At 31.1% G+C, this 20114-nt stretch carries 19 protein-coding genes; 6 read left to right on the forward strand and 13 right to left on the reverse strand.

Annotation, left to right across the window (positions count from 1 at the left end; translation table 11 throughout):
* Positions 1-10 precede the first annotated feature (10 nt).
* Both MOV42_RS06390 and MOV42_RS06395 read left to right on the forward strand, forming a co-directional pair.
* Complete coding sequence (locus MOV42_RS06390; protein ID WP_324172944.1) at positions 11-1441, forward strand: S1C family serine protease; 1431 nt, start codon at positions 11-13, stop codon at positions 1439-1441.
* Entirely contained in the window at positions 1442-2563 is a 1122-nt protein-coding gene (locus MOV42_RS06395; RefSeq protein ID WP_324172945.1) for an FAD-dependent oxidoreductase, read from the forward strand.
* On the opposite strand, the gene MOV42_RS06400 is transcribed toward MOV42_RS06395, so the two are convergent.
* From MOV42_RS06400 to MOV42_RS06410, 3 genes are all read right to left on the reverse strand, one after another.
* Entirely contained in the window at positions 2555-3304 is a 750-nt protein-coding gene (locus MOV42_RS06400; RefSeq protein ID WP_324172946.1) for a hypothetical protein, read from the reverse strand. The genes MOV42_RS06395 and MOV42_RS06400 overlap by 9 nt on opposite strands.
* 284 nt (positions 3305-3588) lie before the next feature.
* A complete protein-coding gene (locus MOV42_RS06405) occupies positions 3589-4053 on the reverse strand; it encodes a hypothetical protein (RefSeq protein ID WP_324172947.1) in 465 nt (154 codons plus the stop codon).
* The gene (locus MOV42_RS06410) at positions 4046-4243 is read right to left on the reverse strand and encodes a hypothetical protein (RefSeq protein ID WP_324172948.1); all 198 of its coding nucleotides are present in this window, start codon (positions 4241-4243) and stop codon (positions 4046-4048) included. The genes MOV42_RS06405 and MOV42_RS06410 overlap by 8 nt, the downstream gene beginning before the upstream one ends.
* Before the next feature lie 535 nt (positions 4244-4778).
* Here MOV42_RS06410 and MOV42_RS06415 point away from each other — a divergent pair.
* From MOV42_RS06415 to MOV42_RS06430, 4 genes are all read left to right on the forward strand, one after another.
* Positions 4779-5789, forward strand: a complete 1011-nt coding sequence (locus MOV42_RS06415; RefSeq protein ID WP_324172949.1) for an IS5 family transposase — start codon at positions 4779-4781, stop codon at positions 5787-5789.
* Between the two features lie 313 nt (positions 5790-6102).
* Positions 6103-6885, forward strand: coding sequence for an alpha/beta hydrolase (locus MOV42_RS06420; protein WP_324172950.1), 783 nt, complete (start codon positions 6103-6105; stop codon positions 6883-6885).
* On the forward strand, positions 6882-7631 hold the full coding sequence (locus MOV42_RS06425; RefSeq protein WP_324172951.1) for a YdcF family protein: 750 nt from the start codon (positions 6882-6884) through the stop codon (positions 7629-7631). The genes MOV42_RS06420 and MOV42_RS06425 overlap by 4 nt, the downstream gene beginning before the upstream one ends.
* Positions 7632-7681: 50 nt before the next feature.
* Positions 7682-9697, forward strand: a complete 2016-nt coding sequence (locus MOV42_RS06430; protein ID WP_324172952.1) for an LTA synthase family protein — start codon at positions 7682-7684, stop codon at positions 9695-9697.
* On the opposite strand, the gene truA is transcribed toward MOV42_RS06430, so the two are convergent.
* From truA to MOV42_RS06480, 10 genes are read right to left on the reverse strand one after another with little or no spacing between them, the layout of a single operon-like run.
* On the reverse strand, positions 9698-10408 hold the full coding sequence (gene truA / locus MOV42_RS06435) for a tRNA pseudouridine(38-40) synthase TruA (RefSeq protein WP_324172953.1): 711 nt from the start codon (positions 10406-10408) through the stop codon (positions 9698-9700). It lies immediately after the preceding gene.
* A gap of 7 nt (positions 10409-10415) precedes the next feature.
* Positions 10416-11435, reverse strand: a complete 1020-nt coding sequence (locus MOV42_RS06440) for an LptF/LptG family permease (RefSeq protein ID WP_324172954.1) — start codon at positions 11433-11435, stop codon at positions 10416-10418.
* Between the two features lie 2 nt (positions 11436-11437).
* Complete coding sequence (locus tag MOV42_RS06445; protein WP_324172955.1) at positions 11438-12253, reverse strand: prepilin peptidase; 816 nt, start codon at positions 12251-12253, stop codon at positions 11438-11440.
* Positions 12253-12930, reverse strand: a complete 678-nt coding sequence (locus MOV42_RS06450) for a di-trans,poly-cis-decaprenylcistransferase (protein WP_324172956.1) — start codon at positions 12928-12930, stop codon at positions 12253-12255. The genes MOV42_RS06445 and MOV42_RS06450 overlap by 1 nt, the downstream gene beginning before the upstream one ends.
* Entirely contained in the window at positions 12931-14199 is a 1269-nt protein-coding gene (coaBC, locus tag MOV42_RS06455; RefSeq protein ID WP_324172957.1) for a bifunctional phosphopantothenoylcysteine decarboxylase/phosphopantothenate--cysteine ligase CoaBC, read from the reverse strand.
* Between the two features lie 12 nt (positions 14200-14211).
* A complete protein-coding gene (glmU, locus tag MOV42_RS06460) occupies positions 14212-15519 on the reverse strand; it encodes a bifunctional UDP-N-acetylglucosamine diphosphorylase/glucosamine-1-phosphate N-acetyltransferase GlmU (protein WP_324172958.1) in 1308 nt (435 codons plus the stop codon).
* Positions 15516-16823 carry a metallophosphoesterase family protein gene (locus MOV42_RS06465; protein ID WP_324172959.1) on the reverse strand — a complete coding sequence of 436 codons (1308 nt, stop codon included), beginning with the start codon at positions 16821-16823 and terminating at the stop codon, positions 15516-15518. The genes glmU and MOV42_RS06465 overlap by 4 nt, the downstream gene beginning before the upstream one ends.
* A complete protein-coding gene (locus MOV42_RS06470; protein WP_324172960.1) occupies positions 16810-17460 on the reverse strand; it encodes a phosphatase PAP2 family protein in 651 nt (216 codons plus the stop codon). Before MOV42_RS06470 ends, MOV42_RS06465 begins: the two co-directional genes overlap by 14 nt.
* Positions 17457-18887: an ArnT family glycosyltransferase gene (locus tag MOV42_RS06475; protein WP_324172961.1), complete on the reverse strand. Its 1431-nt coding sequence runs from the start codon at positions 18885-18887 to the stop codon at positions 17457-17459. Before MOV42_RS06475 ends, MOV42_RS06470 begins: the two co-directional genes overlap by 4 nt.
* Complete coding sequence (locus MOV42_RS06480) at positions 18874-20094, reverse strand: glycosyltransferase family 9 protein (RefSeq protein WP_324172962.1); 1221 nt, start codon at positions 20092-20094, stop codon at positions 18874-18876. Before MOV42_RS06480 ends, MOV42_RS06475 begins: the two co-directional genes overlap by 14 nt.
* Positions 20095-20114 lie beyond the last annotated feature (20 nt).

Below are 20114 nucleotides of genomic sequence, written 5' to 3' on the forward strand. Positions count from 1 at the left end.
AAGGTAGAGAATGAAAAAATTATTATATATACTATTTACTATACTCCTAAGTACGAATATATTTGCAAATACTGAAGTGGAAGAATCTATAGTTAAAATATATACAGTATCAAAGACACCCAACTATATGACACCATGGAACTCTACTATAAGAAGGTCTCATGGATCAGGCAGTATTATAAATGGAAAAGGGAAAAGAATACTTACTAATGCTCATATAGTTGCAAATCAAACATTTATAGAAGTGAAGCGATATGGTTCATCTAAACGATATGAAGCAAAAGTGGATTATATTTCTCATCAAGCTGACTTGGCGATACTCACAGTTCTTGATGAATCATTTTTTAAAGGCGCTAAAAGTTTAACATTTGGCGAGTTGCCAACTATACGACAAGAGGTTACAGTTTATGGTTTTCCAATGGGTGGAGATAGTCTAAGTGCGAGTACTGGCATAGTTTCGCGAATAGAACATAATATGTATGCCCATTCTAAAGAGATATTTTTGTCTATTCAGATAGATGCCGCAGTAAATCCTGGAAATAGTGGAGGACCTGCTATAAGCGATGGAAAGATAGTTGGTGTAGTCATGCAGCAGATATCACGCTCTCAAAATCTTGGTTATTTAGTTCCTGCCGAAATAGTTAAACACTTTTTAGCTGATATAAAAGATGGAAAGTATGATGGTTTTCCTCATCTAGGAGTAAGTTCTCAAAAACTGGAAAATGAAGCACTAAGAAGTGTAAATGAGATGGATAAAGATACAACAGGTGTTTTAATAATAGATGTGGCAGAAAAATCACCTGCTTATGACAAAATCAAACCAGGTGATGTACTTCTTAGCGTAGATAATAATAAGATAGAAAATGATGGGACAGTAGAGTTTAGACATCATCAATTCACATCTTACAAATACTATATAGATAAGAAACAACTTGGTGAGAAAATTTCTATGCGTGTACTGAGAAATGGAGTGAAAAAAGAACTCTCAATAAAGCTTAACAATATAGCAAATGATAACCTTTTAGTAGATACAGTTATTTATGACAAGATGCCAAGATACTACATATATGGTGGTTATGTTTTCTCTCCACTGAGTAGAAATCTACTCCAAAATAGTCGTTCCACACTTCTTAGCCTTAGAGAAGCAGCATCTAAATGGGCAACAGAAGATAAAGATGATGTTGTTTTACTTTTGAAGGTTCTTGCATCTGATATAAGCAGAGGAGATCATGATTTTTCTCTTTGGATAATAGATAGAGTAAATTCTAAAAAGTTTAAAAATTTCAAAGAGTTTGTGAAAATACTTAAAGAGTTTGAAGGTAAGTACCTTGTTTTAGAAAATGAAGATGGTGTTAAAGTAGCTATATGCAGAGAAAAGGCTTTAAAAATTGAAAATACAATCTTAAAAAGGTATAGTATTGAAAATAATGAAAGATTTTAGATGTATGACTTAGCAATAATTGGTGCAGGAATAAACGGTGCAAGTGTAGCTTATGAGTTTGCTAAGGTTGGGAAAAAAGTTGTTATCTTTGATATGGAGGGAATTGCTAATGGGGGAAGTGGTGCTGCTGGTGCTTTTATAGCTCCTAAGTTTTCTAAAGAAGGTGAGTTAAAAGAACTTTTAAATGATGCCTTTGTTTACAGCATGGAATTTTATGAGAAAAAATTTCCACATCTTCTTAAAAAAACAAAACTTTTTCATAGTGCAACAGATGCAAAATCATCAAAAATACTTGCAAAATATAAAGAAAAAACTTCTTTGAAGCTACAAGTTGCATCTGAGACTTTTTTAAATACTTTAACTCCTTATGCAAAAGAGTATGGATATATTTGTATAGATGCTGGAGTAGTAAATGCTAAGGCTATGTGTAGTGCAATGTGTAAAAGTGCTAGGTTTGTAGAGCAAAAAGTAGAATCTATAGTTTATGATGAAGCATATTGGGTTATAAATGAGATATATAGTGCTAAAAATGTTTTACTTGCAACAGGTGCTTATGAGTCAATTATAAAAGAACCATATATAAAGTTAAGTGGTGTGTGGGGGCATCGCATTGATATTGAAACTTCAAGTGAAAATCCTTGCAGTATTCATCAAGATGTTTCTATATCTCCAAGCTTTAATGGCGAATTAGCTATCGGTGCGACACATAATGTTCACTATCATCCGCAAAAGTCTACTACTCCTTATGATTTGCAAGAAGGTAGAGCAGAATTACTTAGTAAAGCTGGTAAAACTATTAAACTGAAAGACATTAAAGTTTTGAGAGATTTTACAGGTCTTCGTTCTGGTTCTTATGATTACATGCCTATTGTTGGTGGATTAGTTATGTCTAAAGAAACATTAGCTAGTAAAAATATTAGATATGAAGTAGAGAGTTCAAATACACAAAACTACACCTACTATCCAAACTTATACATGATAAATGGAAATGGTGGTTATGGTTTTGTTTTAGCTCCATATATAGCAAAAATATTAAGTGAGCATATCTTAGAAGCTAAAGAGATAAGTAAAAGATTAAGCCCAAATAGGTTTTTTACTAGATGGGCTAAAAAATTATTTTAATTTTTGAATAGTTGGAGGGTAAGTTCTAAAAGAGTCTTTAAATGAGTTTATTCTTTTTTCTCGTATTTTACCTGCGGCTAAAGGAGAAAGAAAGTAAGCTATATCTATACACTCATCAGCATCATAGTTTTTATCATGTGTAAAATATACTTCTTTACCTAGTTTTACTGCTTGAATCGCAATATTTTTAGCATAATTTATTATCTCTTTATGATGTTTGTCATATTTGTGTCCGCTTCCAAAATAAACAAACTTACCATTTAGACTCATAGTTAAATAATCATGATAGTTTAGCTCTTTATCATAACGAGTAAATTGAGTAGAATAGTATCTATCTAAATCAGAATCTAACTCTTCTAGTATAGGAGTTGGCTCAATGTTGGCTTTGTTAAGATTAAAAAGGTACTTAATTTCTATAAGTTTACCTCTATATCCATCTCTGATTGATTTTGAAAAAATATTTATAGTGTCATTGAAGTTTAATTCTTTAAATTCACCATCATAATCAAAACCTTGCTCACTTAATGCTGAGTTGTTATCATAGCCTACTGGACTAATAGTCGGGTTATATAAAAATATAGTCCCAGCAACACTTTTACTCTTTTTTTTGAGCATTCTTTTTAAATCATTAATGTCGATTTTTATATCTTCTCTACTCTCATCTTTTTCATTGATATAGATGTAATGTTTAGTTAAATACTCGTGGTCAAAGTTTGTTGAAAAAATTCCAAATGTTTGCATATATATTTCCTCGTATAATTAGTGGAATTGTACCTATAATATTAAACATAAGCAAGTATATATCTAGTTTGTATGGGATAGTTGATATTGTTAGTTATTCTTTAGTGTAGAGTTTATTTATAAGCACTTTCCCGAGTTGTTATATGTATGATTAAAATAACTAACTTTTCTTCAAATTTTTTATATATAGCTATCTCATATTCAGAAGAAAACTTTCTATAAAATCTTTTAAAGAATCAAGAATAAAAATCTCCAAATGTTTAGCTACTTTTTTAAAATATATTTTATTTATCAGGTTCTGTTTTACTGTTATCCTTCATAATAGCTTTTACAACTACACCAATTACAGTAGAAACAAGAGCTAAAGAAATATATTCTAAATCAATATAAGCAAAACTAATTGCAGACAAAATAAGAAAAACAACTAAAGCAGTAGAATAATGAATAGCTTTTTTTGAAAGTTCATTCTGTGCATAAATAGAAAGCTCATCATTCTCTTGTTCTCTGGCAACAGCCTCGAAATACATGCTAACTTCTTTTTCTTCTACATCTACACTTTTCTCCATTATTGAAAAAAGCCTATCTACATACTCTGGATTTATTGATTCTAACTTTTCTATTTCTGAAGCAGATATTGGGGCAACGGAATGTGTATGTTCATGCTTTCCAGCTACAAGATGAAGGTTCCGAGTAGTCACCTTATCAACTTTTTGTCGTTTTATACTTTTCCTAAGACTTTTATTACTCACTTAAAGCCTCATCAGCAATCATTCTAACTCTATTTGAAGAACGCTGAATAACACTATGTCTCATTCTTGCTTTAGCAATACGAATTTCTTTTTTCGCATCAAGAGATTTAATTCTCTTGATTAAAATCTTTTTATTTGAATTGAACATAATCTCTGTTCCATTAAATACTAGTTCTAAAACTTCTGACATGACAACTCCTTTTAAGTTTATTAAGATTAATGCAAGTATACCATACAAAAAATGTAATAGTATAACAGATGTACAACAAATTTATCTAAAAGAACTTAAATATATCGACAAATATGTCAATTATATAAATAATTTTATATTTAAAGTAAAAGAATTACAGTTCTTTTTTTGCACATATAGTCATGATTCTAAAGAAAAAAAGATATTATTTTGTACCTTAAGGGTAATGTTTTTTTCGAATTTTATACTACCCCAATATGTCAAGACAACTTTTTCAAAAATCTAATTCCCTAAATACCTGTTACCCTATGCTACATTTTCACTAGATTTAGTGTAATTCTCATCATTTATTTTTAAACTATCATTATACTACCCCAAGAAAATCAAACAACTATTTCTAAAGTTTTACTCTTTTAAGAATTAAACTTTAGAAATAGTTGAACCCTCTGAACAATCAAGCAATTTAACTTAACCTCCTTCAAACCAATAATTAGCTAAAATAGATATACTAAGAAGCTAAGTTTGAGGGATAAATATGCAACTAAGTTTTTTTGACCATGCCATGAAATACCAAGGTGGTAAGAAGAGTATGAAGTTTCTAAATGAGATGAAAGAGATTATTCCATTTGAAGCAATTGAGAAAATACTTATAGAGAAAAATGTATATAAACCTAACAAAGGTAAGACAGGAAGACCATCTATCATTGCAAAGATATTAGTAGGCTCACTCTTCTTGCAGAATTGGTATGGATTGTCAGATCCAATGACACGTGTGACAGTTTCCTTACCAGAAACTGTAGAAGAGCTTATACATGACCGTATAAGCTTTAGAAAGTTTCTTGATATTAAAGATGAAGACACTATTCCAGATGAGACTACAATTTGTAAATTTAGAAACAAACTTATAAAAGAAGAGCTGCTAGGTTCAATATTTGAAGAAGTAAAAAAGATGATGGAATCTAAAAGACTTATACTCAATGAGGGAACTCTTATAGACGCTACTCTCATCCACTCAAGCGAACCAAAGAGAAAAAAAGATGACAAGGGTAAAGTTATTTCAAATAAAGCCCATGATTCTGATGCAACCTATACTTCAAAAAGAGGTCGTAAACATCATGGATTAAAGATGCATATAGCAACTGATACAAACGGTATCATCAAAAAAGTAATAGCTACAACTGCATCAACTCATGATAGTACTCAATTCGATGAACTTACTCAAGATGAAGATAAAGCTATCTTTGCAGATAGCGGCTATATGCAAAAGGCAAGAAAAGTGGCACTAAGAGCAAAAGGTATTTTTGCTGGTATAGTTGAAAGACGAGTAAGAGGTCAATCGAAACTAAGACCTAAACAATCAAGAAATAATACAAGATTCTCAAAGATAAGATGTCTCGTGGAATTACCATTCGCATTTATAAAACAACATATGAACTTCAGAAAAACCAGATATCGGGGAATAGATAAAAATCAACAACACTTTTTTATGTTGGCTGCTTGTTATAATCTGAGACGGACACCTGCACTGGTAAGGGCTAGGAACTGATACAAAAGGAACAAAATAAGGTTCTAACATGCTAATAAATAGTAGAAATATAGAAAAACAAGACAGAAACTCACTTCAAAATTGAAAGAGAATTTTTAAAATGATAGAATATTAGTATAAAGAAGAATCATCTGGCTTGTTCAGAGGGTTCAGTTGTTTGATTTTCTTGGGGTAGTATATTTCTCATTATACACAAAAATAAAACTATAACCATTTTGTAACCATAAGCACTCTAAATCATAGTAAAGTTATTACAAATATGTCCTAAATCCCTTAATCAGCGTGTTTCTTAAATTCTACTATAATTCTTCGCATGATTTACATAGCTTTTTTATTTTTTACATTTTTGATTTTAATTTATGCTTTTTATGAGTGGCAATATCATATGATTTTTACTCCAACCTTGCATAGAGAGAGTGAGCTTGACGATAAATTTGAGATGCTTAGTATAAACAATGAAGATGGAATTGAGCTTGAAGGTGTTGTTTTTACTCCAAAAGAGTTTAAAAATACGATGCTCTTTTTTGGTGGTCGTTCACACGATGTAGTAGGTTTGATTAAAAAACTATCACTTACTTACCCAACACTTAGGATTATCTCTTTTAACTACCGTTCTTATGGAAAAAGTGAGGGTGTAGCAAGTGAGAAAAATCTTTTTAAAGATTCACTTCAAATCGCTTCATTAACTCAAAAGTATTATGGTGATTTTTATATTTTAGGATTTTCTTTAGGTTCAAGTGTTGCCTCTTATGTTGCGAGTAAACACAAGAATTTGGGAGTTATTTTAGTTGGCTCTTTTGATTCCATCGCATCTGTCGCAAAAGAAAAGTTCGTACAAAGAGGTGTTTTTCCTATGATTGATTTGAGTAATGTTTTTAGATACAAATTTAGAAACTATGAACATGTTCAAAGTATAGATGCCAAGACTTATCTTTTTGTAAGTCGTGATGATGAAACAACATATATCCAAAATGCTAGAAATCTAAAAAATTATATTAAAAATTTAGCTCTTTACAAAGAAGTAGATGGATTAAGCCACAAAGAGTTACTTTGGGATGAGAAAGTAGTAGAAGAAATTAATGGAGTAATTAGATGAATGAAGTAGGATTTTTTTTAAAGAAGTTGGTTTCTTTTTTTATAGAGCCTTACGGAATGATTCTTTTACTATTTATCTTTTGGTATCTATTTTTAAAGATGAAGAAAAAAAACTTATCAACTGCTTCTTTATATCTTGCTTTTACTTTTATGTTTTTATTCTCTTACCCACCATTTTCAAATTTTTTAATCAGTAACCTAGAAGATATGCAAACAAAATATGATTATAAACGAGAGGCAAAATATATTCATGTTTTAGGAAGTGGACACAATACAGATGCTACGCAACCTCTCTCTTCACAAATCAGACCAACAGGCTTAACTAGGGTGATTGAAGGTGTTATAATTCACAAGCATTTAAAAGACTCGAAGCTTATTTTTACAGGTTATGCTAGAAAAACAGATACTTCAAATGCTTTAATGCATGCAAAAATAGCAATGGAACTTGGAGTAAATAAAGAAAATATTATAGTTGGAAGTGAGCCAAAGGATACAAAAGAAGAGGCTCTTTTTAGTAAAGATATAGTAAAAAATTCTTCTCTTATTTTAGTTACATCTGCAAGTCACATGCCTCGTGCCATAAGCCTTTTTAAAAATACTGGAATTGACGCTATATCAGCATCTACAGATTTTCAAAAAAGAGATGACATAAGTTTTTTTATGCTTCCGAGTATTGATTCTTTTGAAAATTCTCAAATAGCTATTCATGAATATTATGGTATTTTGTGGAATAAATTAAGAAGTTAATAGTAAAATTCTATAATATTTTTTATACTTTAAATAAAGAGAGTTTATTTATGTTTTTAAAACTTCCCAAAATTTTAAGATTTTTACTTGTTTTTATACCTTCTTTGACATTTCTTTATGTTTTTATGAGAGTTGTTTTTTATATAGTTTTTTCTGACCCATCTTCTCCTCTGATTTTCAATGATTATGCTCAAGCTATGTGGCTAGGTTTTAGGTTCGATTTAAGAATGGTTATTTTGATGATTGTACCTCTTTTCTTTTTGGGAGGTATTAAGTGGCTTAGTCCATTTAATGGAGGCTTTTTTAAATATTTTTGGCTTGTCTATCTAGGTTTAGTATTTGCTTTTTATTTTTTATTTTACACTATTGACTTTGGACATTTTGCATATCTTCATACAAGGGTAGATTTTACAGCTATAAGATTTTTAGAAAATTTAGATATTTCGACTCAAATGGTTTGGGAGAGTTACCCAGTTGTTTGGATATCTTTGGGTGTATTTTTAGTAAATATAATTTTTATATTTTTCACATATAGGTTAATAGTTGATATCGAAGAACAAAGAAAGATAAAAATATCTATAAATCAAGGTATAGTTTTTGGTTTTGTGGCATTTATAATTCTTCTTGTTGGAGGTTATAGTAAGTTTTCGCAGTATCCTCTTAGGTGGAGTGAAGCAGCTTTTTCAAAACATGCTTTTGCTACTCAACTAACTTACAACCCTATACACTATTTTTTTGATACTTGGAAAAATGGAAGAGTATCTTACGATAAAAAAGAAGTTAAAAAATACTACTCTTTGATGAGTGATTTTTTGGGTGTAAAAGATAAAGATGAAGAAAGTTTAAACTTTAAAAGAGAAATAACTCCAAAACACATAATAGGTAAAAAACCAAATATTGTTATAGTTATTTTAGAATCTTTTGCTTCATATAAATCTAGTGTATCAAATAATCCTATAGACCCTTCTCCTGTTATGAATGATTTAGCTAAAAATGGGTACTTCTTTAAAAACTATTTTACTCCATCAACTGGAACTGCCCGTTCTATCTATACTACAGTTACAAGTCTTCCAGATGTGGAACTAAAAGGTACATCTTCTCGTAATCCTCTTATAGTTGATCAGCATAGTATTGCTCAAGATTTTAAAGGGTATGAGAAGTCTTATTTCATCGGTGGCTCAGCTTCATGGGGAAATATTCGTGGTATGCTAACTCAATCAATGACAAACTTAAAGCTTTATGAAGAAGGAGATTACTCATCACCTCGTAATGATGTTTGGGGTATTTCAGACATAGACCTTTTTCGTGAAGCAAATAAGGTACTAGTAAAAGAAAAAGAGCCATTTTTTAGTGTGATTCAAACTTCAGGAAATCATAGACCATATACTATTCCAAATGATAGTTATGGTTTTAAAGTTAGAGATGATATAAGTGAAGAAGAAGTTGTGAAGTATGGTTTTCAATCTGTAAAGGAGTATAATTCATTTAGATTTATGGACTACTGCGTTGGTCATTATATGGAACTTGCAAGAAAAAGTGAATACTACAAAAATACTATCTTTATCTTTTGGGGAGACCACGGCATCCATGGAAGAACAGGTGAGCATACTTTTGTTGGAGAGAGTAATTCAAACCTAGGTTTAGGCTCACACAGAGTCCCTTTTGTAATCTACTCACCACTTATAAAAGAGCCAAAAGTATATGACACCGTCTTAAGTGAAATAGATGCACTCCCAACAATTGCATCTATGGCAAACATCTCATATACTGCAACAACTCTAGGTCGAGATGTCTTTGATGAAGAATTTGACAATAGTAGATATGCTTTTACAATCCAGCATAGTTCAAACCCTACAATTGGTTTAGTTGGAGAAAAATACTACTTTAGAACAAAAGCAGATGGAACAAATGAGGCTCTTTTTGATATATATAGTGATTCCCCACTAGAAGATCATTCAGACCAAAATGAAGAGTTACTACAAAAGATGAAAGATTTAACTTTTGGCATCTATGAAACTGCTAAATATATTCCTTATTTTAATAAACAAGCAGATGTTAAAAAGTAGTTAGTATTTTATTTTAGAGAGATAAAGCCCGTTGCTTGGTGCGGGTTTTATCTTAAAGTCTTTTTCGCAGTTGAGTAGAGCTATTATTTTAGATGCATCTAGTTTTAATAACGCTCCGACCATTAATCTAATTTGACTTCTTAAAAATCCATTCGCTTCAAAATTTAAGACAATATACTTCTTATGTTTATATACAGATGCTTTGTAGATAACTCTTATATTGCTTTTTGTATCACTTCCTGTTTTTTTAAAGTTTGAAAAATCATGTTCACCTAAAAAAAGTTTTATATTTTTTTGTATTTCATCAAAATTTATAGAGTTTAAAAATGTAATATAGTTTTCTTCAAAAGGGTTACTTTTTGACTCTTTCATTATGTAGCGATAAACTCTTCTTTTAGCACTATATCTTGCATGAAATTGCTCATTTACCTTTATGATATTTTTTACTTTTATACTTGGTGGTAGCATCTCATTTAAAACTTTTTTTAGTTTTTTTAAATCTGTCCAAAATGCAGGTAAATCAATATGACATACTTGTCCAGTTGCATGAACTCCTTTATCTGTTCTTCCAGATGCTATGATTTTAGAGTCTATACTAAGTTGTAAAAGAACTTTTTGTAAATTACCTAATATGGTGTTGTTTGAGCTTTTTTGAGTTTGTGAGCCTAAAAAATGAGTGCCATCATAAGACAAGGTTAATGCACAACGCATCTATAACTTAAAACCTATCTAAAATTGTTTTTTTATACATATAGTATGTTCCTGTTAACCAACTAATTATAACAAATGGAATAGTGTAGTAAACTAAAGTTTTTTGTAGTCCTAGAGTTGCTCCATAAAAAATTAAAATGCCTAAAAATAGGTATAAATATATTCTTCCTTTCTGATGACGAACATGAACTATACCAATACTCGCAACTAGAAAAAGACTTATAAGAGGAAAAAGACTCAAAAGAACATCAGTAATCATCATATGAGTTTTACTTTCTTTTCTCTCATCTGATAGCCAATATTCAATAGGTGAACGATATGTTGCAAGGTCAGTTGCCATAGTATCATTTATATACATGACTTCAAAATCAATTTGTGATAGTTTTTTTGTGGAATAACTATAGCCTTTTCCATCGGTAAGCTTTAATCTTAAAATCCCTGAATCATTAATGATTTGAGCTTTTTTTGCATTGATAATAATCTCTTCTTTTTTATTTTTGTTAAATAAAATAACATTGGAGTAAGTTTCATTACCATTATCTTTGTCAATATAAAGTAACCAGTCACCAAAACTATGTCCAAACTCAGATGCACTCAGATTAAACTTAGCTTCACTTTTTTTATAGGAGACAAAGTTACTTGAAAGTGTAGTAGAGTGTGGAAAAAGTATAAAAAAATTAAACATTAAAAGTACAGATAGTAAAGCTGCTGGTTTTAAAAATGTTTTTAATATAAAACTAGGGTGGATCCCAAGAGAAAAAAGAACAACCATTTCATTATCTGTTGAGAGTTTAAACAAAGATAGAGTCGCAGCAATAAAAAATGTAATAGGCAAGGTATAAAATAAAATTTCTGGTAAAACAAAGGTGTAGAGTTTTAACATATCTAAGATGCTTAGTTGTATAACTGCTGTATATGTCGCAAGTTTAATCATAAAGATAACAGATGCGATGGCAAAAAGAGGCATAAACATTGATAAAAAAATCATAAAAAGATTGTTGAGCATATATTTTCTAAGTCTATCCATGATTAATAATTAGCCTCGATATATGAAAGTATTGGTGAATCGTAAATATAAACTATAAAAGTTGCTAGTGCTAAAAATGGCACAAAAGGAACTCTTTGTTCTTGGGCTGATTTGTTAAGTAGAAGTAGCATTACCGGCAAGGCTAAAATAGCAGATAAAAAGACAGCGACTAGAGTTAGTTTAGCACCAAGTAAAGCCCCCATAGTTGCAGCTACCATTATGTCACCTTCTCCCATTGCTTCTATAAATGGTGTTCTGTCATAATGTTTATTCCACGGAGTTTTTGTCTTTAGTCCTGCTCGGTAACTACTAGAGGTTAAGTAGTAAGAAAGTGCAAACCTTAACAGTGTAAAACCACCAGCAAAAAGAAGAGCATTTTGAAAGTTTAGAAAAACTCCATTTAGGTTCCATGCTCCAAAAATTGCAAAAAACATAGCCAAAAGGTTTAAAGAATCTGGAACCATTTTATATTTAAAATCAATTATAGAAAGAGCTAAGAGCATTAAAAAACTAAAACCTATTAAAAGTAAAGGAAGAGATAAAGTATATTTAGTAGCTAATATTAAAAATATTAGACCAGATATAAACTCTATAATTGGATATTGTGAGGAAATTTTAGTTTTACAAAAAGAGCATTTTCCTCTTAAGAAAATCCAAGAAAATATAGGAATATTGTGCCAAGGTTTGAGTGAATTCAAGCATTCTGGACAATGAGATGCGCCAAAAACTACACTCTCATCTTTTGGAATTCTTAAAATTAAAACATTAATAAATGAGCCTATTAAAGTACCAAGTATAAAAGCAAAAAGTGTTTCCATTATTTTAAACCTCCAAAACGGCGTTCAATTTTTGTAAATTTTTTTATGATTTTCTCTAAGTCTTCTTTTGTAAAATCAGGCCAAAGTGTGTCAATGAAGAATAGTTCTGCATAAGCTGCCTGCCAAAGTAAGAAGTTAGAAAGCCTATGGTCACCACCTGTTCGTATAAGTAAATCAACACAGTGTTTACAATCCAGTTCATTACTAAGCATTGCCTCTGTAATGTTTTCTTCGTTGCTTTTTAGTTTGTTTATCGCTCGTACTATCTCATCTTGTGCACCATAGTTTAAAGCTAAAGATTGAACTAAACCATCGCAATGAGCAGTTTTTTCTTTTACCTCATTTATGGTTTTTTGTAAAGATTTTGAAAAAGCTCTTATGTCGCCAATTGGTTCAAATCTAACATTATTTTTTAGATAAACACTCAGTTCATTTTTTAAATACCTCTCTAGTAGTTTCATTAAAAACTCAACTTCCAAGCGAGGTCTTTTCCAGTTTTCAGTTGAAAACGCATAAAGTGTTAATCGTTCTATATCAGGATTATTTGAGCAGTAAGTTGTAATGTTTTTAACAACTTTAGCACCTTCTTCATGCCCCTTTACTCTTTTTTTGTCTTGAAGTTCAGCCCAACGACCATTTCCATCCATGATGATGGCTATATGTTTTGCACTATTCATTTATAGATTTTTCGCATGTGAAATTATATCAAAAGATAGACTTAGCTTATCATTACTTGGTAAAATTTCTTTTCTTTGAGGAGTTATAAATTCAATTGTATTTGTATCACTACCAAAACTTGATGAGTCTTTTAAAATATTTAAACAAACTGCATCTACATCTTTTTTATCTATCATTTTTGAAGCATTTTTCATGGCTGTATCTTTATCCATTTCTGCTTTAAACCCAACAGTTATGATGCCTTTTTTATCTATGGAGTTTAAGATGTCAATATTTTGAGTTAAACTAAGTTCAAACTCTTCTCCTAACATCTCTTTTTTTAGCTTTCCATCTTGAGAAAATTTAGGAATATAGTCACTAACGGCTGCTGCCATAAAGAGATAAGGCTCTTTTTGAATTAGATGAATTTGCTCATCTCTCATAAGAGTTGCTTTTGAAAGTTTTCCTTTTTTAGCGATGCGAATTGAGTCTGTTAAATACTCTAACATCTCATGCGAACTCTCAACATCAATAGTGTGGATACCTTTAGGAATATTCTCTTCAAACCTAGTTGCTATTAAGTTTACATCAGCACCTCTGCAATAAAGTGCAGTTGCTAAAGATGATGCCATCTTACCACTTGAAAAGTTTGAAAGATATCGAACATCATCTATCTTTTCAATTGTTCCACCACCAGTAACTATAACTCTTCTATCATCCCAAAACTCTTCTCTTAACAGTTCTCTTGCACTCTGCCAAAATATATCAAGAGGTTCAGCCATCGCTCCATCACCAAGAGTTTTACAAGCCAACTCTTTTACTTGAGTATCTACTACTTCATAGTTAGCAATAGCGAGCATTTTAATATTACCTTTTGTGATAGGGTTTTGTAACATATTTGTATTTGCAGACGGTGCTATGATTTTTGTGCTTGGGAATGCTAAAGCGCATTGTAACAGCATATTGTCAGCTATAGCATTTGCAAGTTTTGCGATTGTGTTTGCAGTTGCAGGAGCGATTATAAATATATCTGCCCACTGAGTTGTTTTTATGTGATTGTGGTCATCTACCCAAGACTCACTTGTATCATCCAAAACCTTTTTTGAAGTTAGAACTTCAAAGCTAAGTGGAGTAACAAACTTTTTAGCTGCTTCACTCATTACAACTTTAACCTCTGCACCAGCCTTTATAAAAAGTCTTGTAAGTTCAAGTGATTTATAAACAGCAATAGAACCTGTTACACCTAGAAGTATTTTTTTATCTTTAAGTAAGTCAGATGGAATAATCATAAAATCACCTCTTTACTTGATTTTACCAAAAAATTTATAATAAAAATCTTTGATAGTTCTTAATTTAGTACGACTTAAAACTAATGAGCCTTTTTTTACTGTTCCTGTGGTAACTGTTGTTCCTGCTGCGACCATTACATCATCTTCAAGCGTTACAGGTGCTACAAGATGGGAATCACTACCTACAAATACATTCTTGCCTATAATTGTTTTATGTTTGTTGATGCCATCATAGTTACAAGTAATAAATCCTGCACCGATATTTGTACCTTCATCAATCAAAGCATCACCAATATAGCTTAGATGCCCAGCTTTTACACCTTTAAGAGAGCTTTTTTTAACTTCTACAAAGTTTCCTATGTGAGAATCTTCTATATATGAAGCAGGGCGAAGGTGTGCAAGAGGACCAACATCAGAATTTTTAACTATCGAGTCTTCTATAACACTATTTGCTTTGATATGTGAGTTTTTTATGAGGGTTTCACCAGTTAAGCGACAACCATTCTCAACTATACACTCACCTTCAAATGTTACACTATTTTCTATATAGATGCTAGAAGGTAGTTGCATATTCACACCACTCATCATCAATTTTGATTTTATAGCGTCTTGCATAATTACTTCTGCAGCAGCTAAATCTACTCTTGAGTTTACGCCTTTAAATTGTTCCTCATTTACTAGTAGAGGTACAATATTGGCTTCGTCTTTTCTTGCCATTGAAATAACATCTGTTAAATAGTACTCTTCTTGTGCATTGTCATTACTAAGTAGTGGAATATACTTTTCTAAAATATCGTTGCTAAAAGCATAGATGCCAGCATTTACAGTTGTTATTTTAAGTTCATCTCTAGATGCATCTTTTTGTTCAACTATACTTTGAACTTGTCCATCTTGTATAACTACGCGACCATAACCATCTGGGTCTTGCAAATCAAATATTGACATTATTATCTGTGCATCTGTGTCAAGGAAACCTTGCAAAGAACTTGCTCTTATAAGTGGCATATCTCCATTTAAAACTAAAACTTTTTCATTTTTAGCCTTAACATTCATCATAGCACCACCAGTTCCTGGGAACTTTATAGCATCTTGAGTAACGAAGTTAATATCTTTAAAAAAAGATTCCATTTTCTGTATAACAGCTTCTTTTTGGTGTGCAACAACAACTGTTATGTCATTTGAAATTTCTAGTGAAGATTTTATAATGTGATAAAGCATAGGTTTTCCACTTATATTATGGAGTACCTTTGCAGTCCCTGATTTCATTCTACTACCTTTACCAGCAGCCAAAATTACTATACTTATTTTATCTTTACTCATCTGTTTCCTTCACATTTTGTATTGTCTTTTTTGATGATAAACTCATCTTTAATCTCTCCATCAATAGTTAAAAATTTTGAACTAAGTGTGTTTGGTGTAATTTCGAGCATAATTGAACCCATGAGTTCAAATGCGAAAGGTAGAGCAGGGTGTTTTAATTCTGCCCCGTCTAGTTTAGAAGAAGAGCCACATACTTGATAAATTGTACCACTATTTTTTGTTGCTTGTAAAGGTTTTGTATAGCAAGAATTATTATCTTGCACTAGATGCTCTTTTGCATTAAAAGTATCACTTGTTTGTATATGATTTACCATAAGCTTTGAGCGTTCGTAGTCATGTGAATGCCCGCTTAAAACTAAATCAACACCAAACTCATCAAAGATAGGAACAAGATTTTCTCTTATTTTTGTAAGACGACCGCCACTATCAGAAGTATCATCAGAATCATGTCCTCCATCTGTGTATGGTGGAGTATGTATTACGACAATAACCCAAGGTTTTTTGTTTGCTTTTAAATCTTTTCTTAACCACTTAGAAAGTTTAGAATTTACATCAAATCTTTGTGACTCACCGTCAAGCATTATGAGGTGTAGATTAGCATTGTCGATAGAGTAAAAGTGTTCACTTCCACTAGCAACTCCGCCACTTTCAGCATTTGTGGGAAAATCCCAAATATTATAAAATGCCCATCTTCTAGCATCATGATTACCTATTACCGCCCAAGGAACAAGTTTTTTTACAAGTTTTTTATATGGTTCAAAAAGTTTTTCATTGTATTGCTTTTGAGTACCACTTCTGTATGCGTTATCTCCTAAAAGCAACCACATATCAAGTTTATCTACATCATTATCTATGGTTTTAAGCATTTCTTGATAGACTTTTTGTTGGTTTTCACCTGCTTCTCCACTATCTCCAATCACCCATAATAGTTGCTTGTCGGAGTTTTTACAAAGTGTTTTAAAACTTCTATTAGTATTGTCAATTTCTAGTGTTTTTGATATAACTTTGTAGTAGTATTTTGTACACTCATTTAAACCTGAGATAGTCATAGAGTGTTTATTCGTTTTTTTTGCATCTATGATGTTTTTATCAAGAGTATCTTCAAAAAATCCGTATTCAACTTTTCCTATTTCATATTCGTTACTTTGCCATTTTATAGTCATAGAATTTTGTGTCTGCATAACCAAGTATGGTGCACGAGGAACGAAAACATAACTATCGTAAGTTACTACACCTAGTCTTCCTATGCCATATATGAGAACAATAGCAACTAAAAAAATTGCAATTCTTTTAAATATTTTCATTGATTTTCTCCTTAAATTTAGAGTATAAATATATAGTAGAAAAGCTACCAACTATAATACCTGCAAAAATATCACTTACAAAATGATCATTTGCCAAGATTCTACTTGAAACTATAATGAGTCCTGTGATTACTATCAAGTATAGATGACGAGGAAACAAAATAATCAGATAAGTAAAAACTGCCGCGACAGTTGTAGTATGTCCAGATGGAAAAGAGGAGTAAGTAGTTGGTGATTCTAAAACAGTAATAAAGTGATACTTCATTTTTTCTACCAAACCAAGGTCAAAATTTTGAAAAAGTAAAAATCCATAATCATCACTATCGCCTCTCATACCCCAAGGTCGTATTCGTCCAAAAAGTTGTTTTAAAACTAAACTTATAAGACCTGAAAAAATATTTATATATAGTAAAAATAGAAATCTTTGCTCAAATAATTTGTTCTTTTTGAAATACTTAAAAAATATAAATCCAATAATTGCAGTTCCTATATACCAATGTGATTCGCCAAGTATGCTGATTGTATCGCCAATATGCTCATAGCTTGGAATATTTGCTAAAAAATACTCAGCAACACTTTTATCTACAAAAAAGTAGGATAAAAAGATAAGTGCTGTGAGAATTAAAAAGTAAATCATTTAAGACCTTGATAATTTGTACACTTAACTAAGTCAATAGTATCTGGTTTCGTTTCATCTAGTAAAACATTAAAACTCTTTAATTTCTCTACGCTATCGCATTTCATATAGCTGTTTGTATCTTTATGCAGTATGTTTATGTCTATAACAATTAAATCTTTTCCTATGGGAGAGCCTTTTTCCCAGATATCAAACTGATCATCTCTTGAGTCAATTAAAAAAACTTTAGATCGATATTTATCATTGTAAAAGATTGCGCGAGATGCTAATGTCCAGTGAGTTACTGCTAAGGCTTCATCATCTGTAATGGCTTTATTTGCTTCTTTTAAAATATTTTCAAAACCATAAATATCGATTTGTAGTGAGTTTTCATCTGGAAGAGGTATGAGTTTTGTTCCAACTTCTAAGTAGATAAGTGAAGATAGAATTAGTCCAATTGCAATACTAAATTTTAGATATTTTTTAAACTTGTTTGAGAGTTCATAAAAATAGTAAGCTCCTAAAGGAATGAAAAGCATATAAAAAAGTGCACTCCAGTGAGGTAGGGCAGTTTTATAAAGAGCAGAATAAGTGAAAAATGAAAATAATACTAAGCCAAAAAGAGCTGATAAAAAGAGATAAGAGTTTTTTGATCTCAGAGATTTATAAAGTCCAAAAAATGCCAAAGGAAAAAGAAAAGGATTATAAGCGACAAATTGTCCAACTAAAGATGTTGTAAATCCATCCCAATTTATACTTTTAGCACCGACAACATGATTGCTTTGGTAGATAAGACTTGCAAAATCTGTTTGTACATTCCAGTAAATCACAGGAGAAACAATCAGTAAAGCAAGAAAAGCAGATGGAATAACATTTGGTGAAAATAAAATATCAAATCTTCTTCTGATGATAAAATATAAAATAATAGGAATTAAAAATAAAATAGCAGTATATTTTGCTAAACCAGCAAGACCTAAAAAAAGACCAAGTAAAAGCCATGAACGATGAGTTCCTTTTTCTTCAATTGCAATAACACAATATATTATTGGAATTAGTAGTAAAAAGAGTAGAGTGTCTGGCATTGTCATTAAAAATAGAGCGTTAAAAAGAAAAGAAGCGTGAAGAGCTAAAATGGCTATAAAGCTTCTTTTTGAGTCTTTATCAATTTGAAATATAAGAAAATAGATAAAGATAGAAGTAAAAAAACCAATAGTTATGGCACTTACTCTTGCTCCAAACTCATTTAAACCAAAGATAGAAGTAAAGATATACTGAACCCAACCAACAAGAGGAGGATGGTCATAATAACTCCAATCAAGATTTAAGGCATAGATAACATAATGTGCTTCATCTGCTCCAAGCCCCAAGTGTGGAGCTAAAAGTAGTCTTATTATTGCAACTAAAGCAATAAAAGCAAAAAAAGGAGAGTGTGCTTTAAGAGAGTTCATCAAGCTTTGGTTTGAGTGTATTAAATACCCACTCAGGAGTTATGATTTTTATACATTGGTTATCCCAACAAGGTGTTTTTCTGTGGTTTGAAGCACTAACACATGGACTACAAGACATTCCTGCATAGATAGGTGTTGTTGGACCTAATGAGCCGTAAAGAGCAGGTGTTTCAGGTCCAAATAAAACAAAAGTATGCATATCAGTTATAGATGCAAAGTGAGCAGGTCCTGAATCATTTGTAAGCATAAATTTACTCACACTATAAAGAGCTGGAAGTTGTAAAAACTTAACAGCACTTGCAAAGTTTATACATCTTTTATCTCCTACATAGTCTGCTAAAAGTTGCGCTCCAGCTTTTTCTGAAGGTGCTCCTGTTAAAAGAATAACAACATTTTTGTTCTCTTGTAAAATCATCTTTATAACATCACCGTAGTTCTCTTTATCCCATCTTCTTTGAGGAAGTAGGTCAGATGCATTTGAGTTTACTAAAATTACTGAATTTTTATCTTTGTCAAATCCTTCATACATATTAGAAATTGTTGAGATGATACTTTCTTTTTGATTTTCATTTATTTGTGCTTTTGCAATTACAGTTTCTTCATCAGGAATAATTCTTTTCAAAAAAGGAAGTTCTTCTTTTTCACTCAAAAGAGCATCTACTAAAGCGATGAAGTTTTTAGCGATATGTTGATGAGCATTATATGCAACTTTTTTAGTTAAAAAGTCTCCTCTATAAAGTCCTTCGTTGTGAAAAGAGTGGAAACCTACAATATTAACAGCACCACAAGTTGCACTCAGAAGTGCTGTAAAGCGAGAAAAAAGTTCTAAATCTATTACAGAATCAATTTTATTTTTTCTACACCATTTTAAAAAGTTTATTGCACTTAGAGCAAGGTTTGGAATGCTACTCTCATCAATAGTAAAGATATTTTCTTCTTTAACAGTTCCTAGAAGTTGAAGACTCACTTTATTTTTAGAAAAGATTACAAAAAATAGTTCACCCTCTATGTTTGATTGAAGCTTTCTCATAGCGGGATCAACGATAATAGCACTTCCCATTTCTGAAAGCTCAATAAGAAGAACATTTTTAGGCTTTATTTTTTTAAGTGGTTTGAAAAATTCAATAGTTTTTTTAATAATAGTGCCTAGAAATGTAAGTGGTACACCAGCGTAATGGTCGATGTTTCTCATAGTATCTACATTCATAAAATTCCTTTAGTTTGTTT

Origin of the sequence: Sulfurimonas sp. (assembly GCF_029027405.1) — a bacterium.
In the GTDB taxonomy this organism is placed as follows: Bacteria; Campylobacterota; Campylobacteria; order Campylobacterales; family Sulfurimonadaceae; genus Sulfurimonas.